Source organism: Nostoc sp. FACHB-888 (assembly GCF_014696655.1).
GTDB lineage: Bacteria > Cyanobacteriota > Cyanobacteriia > Cyanobacteriales > Nostocaceae > Nostoc.
Genome location: NZ_JACJQM010000001.1, coordinates 219,535 through 231,897 on the forward strand (window position 1 = coordinate 219,535; position 12,363 = coordinate 231,897).

General features: G+C 41.4%; 11 protein-coding genes. 6 read left to right on the forward strand and 5 right to left on the reverse strand.

Features of this window, described 5'->3' with window-relative positions; genetic code table 11:
- Positions 1–31 precede the first annotated feature (31 nt).
- The 5 genes from H6G26_RS00900 to H6G26_RS00920 all read left to right on the forward strand — a co-directional run bounded on the left by H6G26_RS00900 (position 32) and on the right by H6G26_RS00920 (position 7,160).
- Positions 32–631 (forward strand): nicotinate-nucleotide adenylyltransferase, encoded by a 600-nt coding sequence (locus H6G26_RS00900; protein ID WP_190727460.1) that lies wholly within the window; start codon positions 32–34, stop codon positions 629–631.
- Complete coding sequence (locus tag H6G26_RS00905) at positions 592–1,338, forward strand: NUDIX domain-containing protein (RefSeq protein ID WP_190727461.1); 747 nt, start codon at positions 592–594, stop codon at positions 1,336–1,338. The genes H6G26_RS00900 and H6G26_RS00905 overlap by 40 nt, the downstream gene beginning before the upstream one ends.
- Positions 1,339–1,436: 98 nt before the next feature.
- Positions 1,437–3,137 carry an NAD+ synthase gene (locus H6G26_RS00910; RefSeq protein ID WP_190727546.1) on the forward strand — a complete coding sequence of 567 codons (1,701 nt, stop codon included), beginning with the start codon at positions 1,437–1,439 and terminating at the stop codon, positions 3,135–3,137.
- Between the two features lie 184 nt (positions 3,138–3,321).
- Positions 3,322–3,525 carry a hypothetical protein gene (locus H6G26_RS00915; RefSeq protein WP_190727462.1) on the forward strand — a complete coding sequence of 68 codons (204 nt, stop codon included), beginning with the start codon at positions 3,322–3,324 and terminating at the stop codon, positions 3,523–3,525.
- Between the two features lie 542 nt (positions 3,526–4,067).
- Entirely contained in the window at positions 4,068–7,160 is a 3,093-nt protein-coding gene (locus tag H6G26_RS00920) for a bifunctional diguanylate cyclase/phosphodiesterase (RefSeq protein WP_190727463.1), read from the forward strand.
- Positions 7,161–7,209: 49 nt separating this feature from the next.
- Here the strand turns inward: H6G26_RS00920 and H6G26_RS00925 are convergent, their stop codons facing one another.
- Complete coding sequence (locus H6G26_RS00925; RefSeq protein WP_190727464.1) at positions 7,210–7,434, reverse strand: hypothetical protein; 225 nt, start codon at positions 7,432–7,434, stop codon at positions 7,210–7,212.
- A 274-nt stretch (positions 7,435–7,708) separates the two neighbouring features.
- Here H6G26_RS00925 and H6G26_RS00930 point away from each other — a divergent pair, with 274 nt between their 5' ends.
- Positions 7,709–8,602: a peptidoglycan-binding protein gene (locus H6G26_RS00930; protein ID WP_190727465.1), complete on the forward strand. Its 894-nt coding sequence runs from the start codon at positions 7,709–7,711 to the stop codon at positions 8,600–8,602.
- Between the two features lie 173 nt (positions 8,603–8,775).
- Here H6G26_RS00930 and hemJ read toward each other — a convergent pair whose 3' ends face one another.
- From hemJ to psbQ, 4 genes are all read right to left on the reverse strand, one after another.
- Positions 8,776–9,357 (reverse strand): protoporphyrinogen oxidase HemJ, encoded by a 582-nt coding sequence (hemJ, locus tag H6G26_RS00935; RefSeq protein WP_190727466.1) that lies wholly within the window; start codon positions 9,355–9,357, stop codon positions 8,776–8,778.
- A gap of 187 nt (positions 9,358–9,544) precedes the next feature.
- Positions 9,545–10,396, reverse strand: a complete 852-nt coding sequence (locus H6G26_RS00940) for an alpha/beta fold hydrolase (protein WP_190727467.1) — start codon at positions 10,394–10,396, stop codon at positions 9,545–9,547.
- 116 nt (positions 10,397–10,512) lie between these two features.
- On the reverse strand, positions 10,513–11,625 hold the full coding sequence (locus H6G26_RS00945) for an FAD-dependent oxidoreductase (protein ID WP_190727468.1): 1,113 nt from the start codon (positions 11,623–11,625) through the stop codon (positions 10,513–10,515).
- A 108-nt stretch (positions 11,626–11,733) separates the two neighbouring features.
- A complete protein-coding gene (gene psbQ, locus H6G26_RS00950) occupies positions 11,734–12,201 on the reverse strand; it encodes a photosystem II protein PsbQ (RefSeq protein ID WP_190727469.1) in 468 nt (155 codons plus the stop codon).
- Between the last annotated feature and the right edge of the window lie 162 nt (positions 12,202–12,363).

A 12,363-nucleotide genomic window follows, 5' to 3' on the forward strand; every position in this document is an offset into this window, starting at 1 on the left:
ACGAACTACGAACTGCGAATTACGAATTATTATGAGAGTTGCTTTGTTTGGTACTAGTGCTGATCCACCAACTGCGGGACATCAAAAAATTTTGAGTTGGTTATCTGAGCGTTATGATTGGGTAGCGGTTTGGGCGGCAGATAATCCATTTAAGTCCCATCAAACGCCCTTGGAACACCGGGCGGCAATGCTGCAACTGTTGATTGCGAATATAGACGCGCCACGGCACAACATTGCTTTGGAACAAGAATTGAGTAGCTTCAGAACACTAGAAACAGTGCAAAAAGCAAAGCTTACTTGGGGTGAAGATGCTGAATTGACGTTGATTATTGGTTCAGATTTACTGACTCAGCTACCACGTTGGTATCGCATTGAAGATTTGTTACAGCAAGTGCAACTACTGATTGTACCGCGACCCGGATATGCAATAGATGAGTCTAGTTCAGAGGTAGTGCAAAAGCTGGGAGGGAAGATTGCGATCGCTAGTCTGACCGGTCTAGATGTTTCCTCAACAGCGTACCGCGAACATGGAGATCCCCAAGCCCTCACAGCCCCTGTAGTTGCCTATATTAATCGAGAGCATTTGTACGAATGCCAGGACGTTCACAAAAAAAGATACCAACTCCGTTAAACCAACAACCTTTGGCCGATTTCAAGGTTGGTGTAGATAATGTAATTTTTTCTGTAGATACTGCACAAAATCGGCTGTTAGTTTTATTAGTAATGCGACAGCAGGAACCATTTGTAAATCATTGGAGCCTTCCTGGTACTTTAGTGCGTCCAGGAGAGTCTTTAGAAGATGCCGCCTATCGCATTATGGCGGAGAAAATTAAGGTAAACAATCTCTACTTAGAACAACTCTATACATTTGGCGGGCCGAATCGCGATCCACGGGAAGCAATTGATAGTTATGGTGTACGTTATCTATCAGTTAGTTACTTTGCCCTAGTGCGATTTGAGGAAGCCGAATTGATTGCCGATCGCATGACTGGCATAGCTTGGTATCCAGTAAAACAAGTGCCACAATTAGCTTTTGACCATAATGAAATTCTGGCTTATGGGCATCGGCGGTTGCGTAATAAATTAGAGTATAGCCCGGTGGCTTTTGAAGTTTTGCCAGAAATGTTTACGTTGAATGATTTATATCAGTTATACGCCACAGTTTTAGGTGATAACTTTTCCGATTATTCTAATTTTCGGGCGCGTCTACTCAAGTTAGGTTTTTTATGCGATACCGGAATTAAAGTATCACGGGGTGCTGGCCGTCCGGCTAGTTTGTATAAGTTTGATGCCGAAGCTTTTGCTCCCTTAAAAGATAAGCCTTTGGTGTTTATTTAACCAATCTCTAGCTAAAGTCCAGAGTTAAAAGTCTTAAGTTCAGAGTAACTTCTGACTCTTGACAAATGACAAATGACCAAAGACTAATCACAAATAATATGAAAATTGCGATCGCTCAAATTAATCCGACAATTGGTGATTTACTTTTGAATTCCCAAAAGATCCTGGAGGCGGCACAACGCGCCGCATCTAGCGGTGTGCGTTTGTTGCTAACACCAGAACTTTCATTGTGTGGCTATCCACCAAGAGATTTATTACTAAATCCAAGTTTTATGGAAGCGATGGGCATCACTTTACAAAACTTGGCTCAAGATTTACCACCAAATTTAGCTGTGTTGGTAGGAACTGTTGAACAAAACCTCAATGCATATATTAGTGGTGGCAAAACTTTATTTAACAGCATGGGTTTGTTAGAGAATGGCAAAATTAAGCAAGTTTTTCACAAGCGACTTTTGCCTACTTATGATGTATTTGACGAACGTCGCTATTTTGAACCAGGGTTACAAGCTAATTATTTCACCCTAGATAATATCCATATTGGCGTAACTATTTGCGAAGATTTATGGAATGATGAGGAATTTTGGGGCAAACGTAGTTATGCTGTGAATCCGATTGCTGACTTAGCAATTCTGGGTGTAGATTTGATTGTAAATTTATCTGCTTCCCCCTACACCGTCGGCAAGCAACAGTTTCGAGAAACAATGCTTAGGCATAGTGCAGTACGTTTTCAACAACCGATTATTTATGCTAATCAGGTTGGCGGAAATGATGACCTAATTTTTGATGGGCGTAGTTTTGCTTTGAATCGTCAAGGTGAAATTATGTGTCGTGCGCGTGGCTTTGACACCGATTTAGTCGTAGTTGAATTTGACGAGGCGCAACGGGATTTTCAATTAGGTTCTGTAGCACCTGCTTATGAATCGGAAGATGAAGAAATTTGGCAAGCTTTGGTTTTGGGAGTGCGAGATTATGCTCGTAAGTGTCGCTTTTCTAAAGTAGTGTTGGGTTTAAGTGGCGGCATTGACTCTGCGATAGTAGCTGCGATCGCAACTGCGGCACTCGGTAAAGAAAATGTCCTTGGTGTTCTCATGCCTTCCCCTTATAGTTCCGAGCATTCCATCAGTGATGCTGTGGCATTAGCCGAAAATTTGGGGATTAAAACTAATCTTTTACCAATTGGCGAGTTAATGCAAGGCTTCGATCAAACTTTAGGTGATTTATTTGCGGGTACTGAGTTTGGACTAGCTGAGGAGAATATACAGTCCCGAATTCGGGGTAATTTATTAATGGCGATCGCTAATAAATTTGGCTATCTTCTTTTATCTACTGGTAACAAGTCAGAAATGGCAGTTGGTTACTGTACTCTCTACGGCGATATGAATGGCGGGTTAGCGGTGATTGCAGATGTCCCCAAAACTCGTGTGTATTCACTTTGTCATTGGTTAAATCGCAATAATGAAATCATCCCGCAAAACGTCTTGACTAAAGCACCAAGCGCCGAACTCAAACCAGGCCAAGTTGATCAAGACTCTCTACCGCCTTACGAAATTTTGGACGATATTTTGCAACGCCTGGTTCACAATCACCAATCAGCAGCGCAAATTGTTGCAGTCGGTCACGATCCGGTAATTGTAGACAGAGTAATTCAAATGGTAGCGCGGGCTGAATTTAAACGGCGACAAGCACCCCCCGGCTTAAAAATCACCGATCGCGCTTTTGGAACTGGTTGGCGAATGCCAATTGCCAGTAACTGGGTTGGTGTCAAAAATGCTTACCAGACTATAGCGGTTTGCAGTTGAGTCCAATACAGACCTAACCCAACCCCTTCCCTGCATTCGCGCAGCGTCTCGTTGGCGCAGCCTCTCGTAGAGAAGAGAGGGAATGGGAGTAAGATTCAAAGCCTCTCTTCTCTTAAAAGAGAAGAATGGAAGTGAGGTCAAAACTTGTACTACACCCAAATGATAACCGCTATAAAAGCATAGCTTGGGGATTGCGCTCTACGATCAAGGAAAGTTGGAAGATGCGATCGCAGAACTAGAAATAGCTGTTCACCTCGATCTTAGTAACACTGTGATTCGTAACAACTTAGAGATTTATAGAAATAAAAAGAAGGGTTTTGGGGGCGTTTATTTGGTTAGGATCGCGCTTTCGTCTGCTACTTCTTCCCTCGCAGAGATGTCGGTATAGGCAACTTTATCGTCTTGGGCGCAATGCTAATTTTTCGTTGCTTCTTTTCTACTAGCACATCTTGGCAGATGTCGTCAAACGCACACAAGTACTTATTTTTACTAAACTGTATTTAGGGATTTTACTTAGAATTGAAATATATCCATGTGTATATCATTCTCAGTACAAAGAGAGATAAAAGAAAGACGATTTAGTGCGATGCTATTTCAAAGAATCAGGTTATTCGATATAGACGCACCCATAATTAAATATCTTAAGAAGCGGCGACGTTGGACTAAGTAATATATTTTGAATATATAGGAATACAATTTGATAGCATGAAAAAATCTAAGTAACTGTAGTGCGGGGAATGCTTACCGGATAATGGTTTTTGTGCGTATTACCAACCCTACGTATATTTCAACAATCAAATACGATTCCTATTCCTATATTATAGGCAATCATAGCCTTTGTTGTTAGTGAAAACTAGGAGATTTTATATCTACAGGAGTTGAAGATGGCAGCCTGATATCTGTTATTTTCTAAAAAATCTATTAGTACTTATGAACCATTCTACCTTAGATCAACATCTAATTAATGTACTAAAAGTCATCTCAAAGTTTATAAGTGTATTTGTTACTTTAGTAGGTTTTGTTGTACTGATAGGCTGGTATTTTGATATTCAAGTGCTTAAAAGCATTTTGCCAGAGTCGGTATCGATGAAACCTAATACCGCTATAGGTTTTGTCATATCAGGTTTGGCGTTAAATTTTCTCCACTCAACACAAAAATTAAAGCGTCGAATATCTCAGGGGTTGGCTTTGGCAATAGCACTTTTAGGATTGTTGACTATGAGTCAATACTTCTTAGGGTGGGATTTGGGAATTGATCAACTGCTATTTACAGATAAATCAGCAGCAATCACTACCTCTAACCCTGGACGAATGTCACCGATATCAGCCTTAAACTTTAGTCTAATGGGTTCTGCTTTATGGCTTTGTGCTGACCGAAGCATCCGTTATCGACAAGTACAAATAATTGCACTTATTACCGCCCTCACATCGCTACAGGTTTTGATTGGCTATATTTACGGAATCAAACCATTATTTGGATTGTCATTATTGACTCACACTGCCATCCACACTGGTATTACGTTTCTCTTACTCTCGGTTGGTACTTTGTTAGTAGCTCCCTCTGAGGGTTTGATGGGCTTGATAATCAGCAATAGTGCAGGTGGAATAACGGCTAGAGTGCTACTCCCAGCAGCGATCATTATTCCCTTTACCTTAGGGGGGCTGCGAGTGTTTGGGGAAAAAGTGGGGTTGTTCGATAATGCTTTTGGCTTGAGCCTCCATGTAATTGGCAATGTAACCGCCTTTACGGGATTAATTTGGTACTGTGCAAAAGGGCTATATCGCTTAGATATCAAACGCCAACGGGCAGAAGAGGCATTGAGAACTGCTTATGCTGAACTAGAAGTCAGGGTAGAGAAACGCACAGGAGAACTATCTCAGGCAAACCAAGTTCTAGAGCAAGAAATTGCCGAGCGGTTGCGAACAGAAGCGGCTTTGCAACAATCCCTTAGACAAATGGCAGATATGAAGTTTGCCCTGGATCAATCCTCTATTATGGCGATCACAGATGCTAGAGGTATCATCACCGAAGTTAACGATAAATTCTGTGAGCTTTCTGGATATTCCACAGAAGAATTAATTGGGCAAAACCATCGTATTATCAATTCTGGCTATCATTCAAAAACCTTCTTTGAGCAAATGTGGGCAACCATTTCTCAGGGACAAGTTTGGCAAGGAGAGATTAAAAATCACGCCAAAGATGGTACATACTACTGGGTGGCAACTACCATCGTACCGTTCCTAGATGACACGGGCAAGCCGTATCAATACATTGCCATTCGCTTCGATATTACCAACCTCAAGGAAACGCAAGAAGCTTTACGCCAGAGTGAAGAGCGCTTTCGACGTGCCATTCTCGATGCTCCCATGCCCATCATGCTGCACACAGAAGATGGTGAAATCTTGCAACTCAATCATGCATGGATAGAGATTACAGGTTACAGCATCGAAGATATCCCCACGATTGCGGACTGGACAAAAAGAGCCTATGGCAGTCGTCAAGAACAGGTACAATCTCAGATTAATTCTTTATATCGTCTTAATAGCCGAATTGCGGAAGGTGAATACACAATTGCAACCAGCACAGGTGAAACACGCATCTGGGATTTTTACTCGGCACCGCTTGGGCATCTAACCGATGGCAGAAGTTTGGTAATTAGTACAGGGTTTGATGTGACAGAACGCAAGCAAGCAGAATCACAATTGCGGCGGAATGCTTTTTACGATGGGCTGACAGGTTTAGCAAACCGAGCTTTATTCATGGAACACTTAAAACACGCGCTCCAACAAACTAAACGGCAAAAAGATTATTTATTTGCTGTATTATTTCTCGACTTAGATCGGTTTAAGGTCATCAATGATAGTCTTGGACACCTAAAAGGAGATCAATTTCTAATTACTATCGCCCACATTTTAACAGCCTGCATCCGTTCTACAGATATAGCTGCACGACTTGGGGGAGACGAATTCGCCATCCAACTGGAAGGAATTCAAGATGTCTCAGATGCCATTAAAGTGGCAGAGCGAATTCAACAAGAACTAAGATCACCTTTGAAGCTTGATGAGCAAGAAGTGTTTACAAGTGCAAGTATCGGCATTGCTTTAAGTTCTACTATAGACTACGACCAACCAGAACAGCTGCTCAGGGATGCTGACACGGCGATGTACCAAGCTAAGGCTTTAGGCAAATCGCGCTATGTCTTATTTAACCCAGATATGTATGCTAATGCGTTGGCAAGATTGCAGTTAGAGGCTGATTTGCGTCGAGCAATTGAACGTCTTGAGTTTCAAGTTTATTACCAACCGATTGTTTCGCTCACTAATGGCTCTATTTTAGGTTTTGAGGCACTCTTGCGCTGGCAGCATCCAGAGCGTGGTTTGCTTAATCCTGGAGATTTTATCCCCCTGGCGGAAGAAACTGGACTAATTGTTGAGATTGGCTACTGGGTGCTGTATGAAGCGTGTCGTCAAATGCGAGCTTGGCAGATGAGCTATCCTCACCATTCACTAAAGAAAATGAGTGTCAATCTCTCGGTCAAGCAATTTTGCCAGCCAAATTTAATTGAGCAGATTCGACACATTTTGGATTCAACAGGTCTTGATGCTAATAGTTTAGCGCTAGAAATTACCGAAAGTGTCATTGTAGAAAACGGTGATGAAGCAACTGCTATACTCTTACAACTGCGAGAATTGGGTATTGAGATATCACTTGATGATTTTGGAACTGGTTACTCTTCATTAGGTCGTCTTTATAGCTTTCCAATTAGTGTGTTAAAGATTGACCGTTCTTTTGTTAACCCAATGACTACTGATAACCGAAATCTGGAAATTATTGATATTATTGTCGCGCTGGCACATAAACTAGGTATGACAGTGATTGCTGAGGGTGTCGAGACACAAGAACAAGTACCAATTTTAAAAAATTTACACTGTGAATCTGCCCAAGGATACTTTTTCTCTAGTCCATTGCATAGCTCAGGGGCAGTAGCGTTAATTGCTACTAATCCTGAATGGTGTTGGTAAACATAAACAAGTCTTGCTTAGTCAATAGGAAATAGATTATACCAATTCTTTACACCCGAATTGGTGGAAAAACATGATGAGGAACGCTAAAGAGTTTGTGTGAAATATAACCTTTATCACTGAACAGTTTATTTAGAATATCTTGTGTCATATCTGGAAACTGTTTGCACAAGTCGTCAAGGTCACAAAATATTTGTGTCATATCCAAATGAGACTGTAGATCCACTATGACCATAATCTGTACCCGATCGCCTACTTCCTGAATCGACCCCAAAACCTGCTATTACAGCCAATTCGCCGCATCTAACTCATGTGGCTACATCCGTTAATCGTTATTGGCAATCAGTACCGGAGTGGGCTGGACTTTGCCTGGCACGCAGACAACGAATCATTGATGGGGTTTGAGCTAGCGATCGCAACCCTATTGATCTATAAACAAACTTGTTCTGAATTTATACTTTTGTTTGCTTAAGAGTATTGTTTAAAACAAAATCAATCGTGAAAATGATGTTTATACTTAGAAATAAGTAAATTAAGGTAGGTGCATAATGAAACTACAAGATTTCTTGGGAAAAGATGAGAAATGGGCATTTGACGCGATCGCTGAAGATGCAGAATTGGCTCGTCAGATTCAGATACTATTAATCGGCTTAGGTTTGTTAGAACCTCCAGCCGATGGTAAATTTGGCCCTGTTTCTGTGATATCTCTCAAAAAATTTCAAGAATTAACCAAGACTGAAGAGAGTGGCTTTTTAGGAGCAGTCACAGCTAAGAAACTAATTGAAACCAAAATAGATGATCTTCCTAAACCCCCTTTAAAACTAGGCAATGACATCCCTAGTAAGATTGTGAAATATATGCTATCCAAAGGTTATCAGGTATTTACCAATCCAAAAGAATACAACATTGTTTATGTAGAAGGTATAGATGCAAACTGGAATCTCAACAGTGATACACCCAATCAATTTAACGATCGACGGATTGTTATTGAAGTAGTAAATGGCGTTCCCAAAATCGTAGATCACTGGGAAGCTACTACAGAACCAGGGAAGTACTACACTTATAATCCGATGAATCCCAAAGGAGCAGCTAGGATTCAGTTTGGACAATACAAAGCTTGGGCTGTTGGCACTCACGGCACAGCAGAGCCTCACGAAGCATTAGTCCAAGTTGGAGATATAACTGTTTGTAGAGATTTCAATAAAGATTTTAAACGGACTGGGGACAAACTTGATACAGGCAATAATTTTTATGTGAATCAACACTACGGCTTTGATTTTCCTCGAAATGATATTCGCCTTGCTAGTGCGGGTTGTTTAGTGGGACGTACTCGTGAGGGACATAGAGAGTTTATGGCGCTTATTAAACAAGACCGCCGTTATGTCGCTAATCGCAAATATACTTTTTACACTACCGTGATTCCTGGGGATGATTTACTGTAAATGTTTCCAAGATGAGGTAATGGTTAATGGGTAAGATTTGTTGTTGTGATGCAACTTTTGGTAGGTAGCACAGCTTTTGTAAGTGTCAACTTAACGTGAAACACAAAACTTTTCCCTCTCCGAGTCGGAGAGGGACAGACTTGAACTAAAGTTCAAGGCAGGGAGAGGTTTGTCTAACTTTGTTGTTGTGGTTGCCCTATTTGTGCCGTCAATTTCTCTTTATCTTGCCTGCGTTTTTTGGCGTAAAGTTGAATAGTGACTGCCATCAAAATAATCATGGCGAAAATAGCCCAAGCAGCGATATCTGTAGGTAGATTATTTTTAAACACAGCCAGCAAGACAATTGCTACTAACATAACTGTGGGTGCTTCATTTAAGGCACGTAATTGCTGACCATTCCAGCCACATTCATCTACTGCTAACTTTTTCATCAGCCGAGCGCAGTAATGATGATAGCCAATTAAAATGGCAACAAACAGCAGTTTTATATGCAACCAACCCTCTTTTAAAACGTCCGGTTCGGTACTTACTAAACCGATAGCCATTGCAATCGTCACAAACATTCCTGGGTTGGTGATGATAGAGTAGAGACGCTTTTCCATAATTTGATACTGATTTTTCAGTATCGTTCGCGCGGGTTCAGGCTCTTGGTTCGCTTCAACGTGATAGATAAAAAGACGTACTAAGTAAAACAAACCAGCGAACCAAACTACAAATCCGACGATATGAAAGGCTTTAAACCATGAATAAGCCATGAATTCTAATCTCCTTTACTTATGGTTGTGATTCATTTTTAATGTAATAAAAAGTTCACAAATGTAGCCTGAAATAACATTATAAGTCTGGCAACAATCCAGAATTTATTTCTTTACCACAGATAAATTATTGGTGTTTATCTGTAGTTTCATTTTTATAATATCGATTTTTGCCAAAAGTATATTGTCAATGAGCATCTTTACGACGCACAAAGGGTAAAAGGTCTTCTAAAATCGCTTCGTGGTAATGTTCTTGAGGATAATGTCCAACGTTATTAAGTTTTATTAATTCAGTATTTGGTACGGACTTGGCAAAATTTTCGGCAATGTCTACGGCTAGCCAAGGGTCAATTATACCCCATTGAATCAGAATCGGCTGTTGCCATTCTTTAAAGCCAGATTCGATTTCTTTCATTGCTGAATCAAGCTGTAAATTGCGAATACTTGATAAGAGACTCCGCCCAGATGAAGAACTTTTTAAAAATGGTTTTCGATAAATATCTAATTCCTTATCCCCTATCCGATAACGGCTTCCACCTTCTAGCGTTCGATCAACCAAAAGCGGGTCTTGGGTCATTACTTCACCTGCCAAAGGTAAACCCATTTGTTTAATTTTCCAGGGTAATTTAGCAGCAGTTGAAATTGGTGTATTTAAAATAGCTATATTGGCAATTTGTTCTGGATGACGCAAGGCATATTGTAGCCCTACAGAACCTAAAAATCCTTGGACAACTAAAGAAAAATGTTCAAGTTCTAAAGCTTTAATAAATCCTTCTAAAGCTGTTATAAAAGCATCGGGAGTGTAAGCAAAATCTCGTTTTTCTGGTTTTGCCGAAAAGCCGTAACCAATCCAATCTGGAGCGATCGCTCTTGTACCCTGACTAGCCAAAGCAGGCATAATATGACGCCAGCTATAACTTTGTGAAACTAAGCCATGTAGCAACAACACAGGCGCTAAGTCACTTCTGCCGATTGGTAAAGATTCTCGATAAAACCATTCCAGTGAATCTACATTGATTGTATGTTCTGTTATTGACACGCTATTTTCCTATATTGGGCATCCCTTTGGCTTCGCTCAGGGCAAGCGAGAATTGGGAATTGGGCATTAGGCATTGAGGATTAGTTATTCTTTCTTCCTTTGCTTCCCCTGCTCCCTCATCCCCCCATTCCCTGAGAAATAATCATCTCACGAATCGCATAAGCTGTAGCGGGTGCTAGTAAAACGCCGTTGCGATAGTGTCCGGTAGCTAGAAGGACATTACTAAACCCTGGTAACTTACCAATAACTGGAGCTGGGCGACCTTCAGGGCGGGGACGTAAACCCGACCAGGTGCGGAGAATGGTTGCTGTGGCTAATTCTGGACAAAATGCGATCGCTTGTTCTCTAACGGATTCCAGCAGTTCTTGATTTGGCGGTATCTCATCGCCATTGTTGGGAAATTCCACTGTTGCACCCACCCAATAATCTCCACCACCCACAGGAACAATATGCACATCGTTACCCGTAATGGCTGGCTGGAAGTCGGGATTTCCTAATGGATGCCCCATACGCATTTGCAAGGCTTGCCCAAGTACAGGGCGGATATCAATTATTTGATTTAATTTTGCTGTCAGTGGTGTTGAACCTAGCCCGGCTGCAACTACAAACCAATCTGCGGCTATTTTTCCTTCTGTAGTTTCAAGTTGATTGCAATATTGGGGAGAAGAATCAGGTGGTGAGGTATGGACATCCAAAACAGCCACACCAAATTTGAAGGTTACACCGTTTTGCTGGGCAGCCTCAACTAAAGCTAATGTGAGAGCAGTTGGATCAAGTTGACGATCTTGAGGAGAATAGACAGCGCCAGTAATTTGTTCGTGATTAACTTGAGGACAAATATTTTTGAGTTTAGCCGTATCCCATATTTCTAAATGCCAGCCTTGAGAGTGGCGAACTTCTACCAGTTTTTCCCATGCTGCTAAATTTTCCTCTTCCAAACCAAGACTGAGAATTCCCTGGCGATTAAAAGGAATTTTGCGACCTGTTAAAGCTTCTAGTTCAGGAATCAAAGTTTCATAGCGTTGGATGCTAGTTTGTCGCATCTGCCAAGCTTTGCCTTTAATTTTTTGGCTAACTGCGCCCATTAAAACGCCAAGTGCAGCGCCTGTAGAAGCTTGTGCTGGTGGTTGCCGATCGCAAACCGTGATTTTCAGCCCTTTTACTTCACTCAGTTCATAGGCGATCGCAGCCCCAACTACACCACAACCGATAATAACTACATGACTCATTGCTATTTTGAGGCGAAGATGGGGAGATTCGGGAGATGAGGGAACAGGGGGAGCAATTTTTACTCTCCCTCATCCTCCTCATTCCCCTCAGTTCATCTTAGCTTGCGCTTAACTTGCCTCTGCTTCACTGCTGGTTTTAGGAAGCAGATCGAGGAATTTGTCAATGTCTGCAAAAGCAGCTTGGGATTTACTCAAGGCAACTTGAGGATTGCTAGCACTAGTAGCTTTATCAAGTTTAACTAGGTCATTAAACAAATCTCGCGTTATCTGACGTGCTGCGGGTTGGTCTTTGGGCAGAAGGTTGGAAGTGACATAAGTCAGGTTCAGCCTCGCTTCTGTTATGGGCCCATGTATAAAGTTACGCACATTGATCCAATCACCTCTTTGGATTAGCCTTTTCAACTCATCTGAGCGATCGCGCACAGCCTGAATTTCAGGAACGTATGCTTGAATTCTTTCAAGTTGCGTTGCTGTGTAAGTAGGAGGTGCTACCGCGACATTAGGGCCGCCACAACTAATGAGGAATGTGGTCAATAATACTAGGACAAATGAAAAAATCGAGCGTTGACGCGCCATACAATGAACTTAATTGCTTTTTGTTTGCCGATTAACAGTGTCATTTTAGATCGTCGCTAGCGCAATTTATCGTTCTTGTCTGCCAAGGATTTTGCAGAAAATCTTGATATTTTTTAAAAAGGGCAGAGTTTCATCTGCTTTTCAGGAAAATTTAAGTACAAT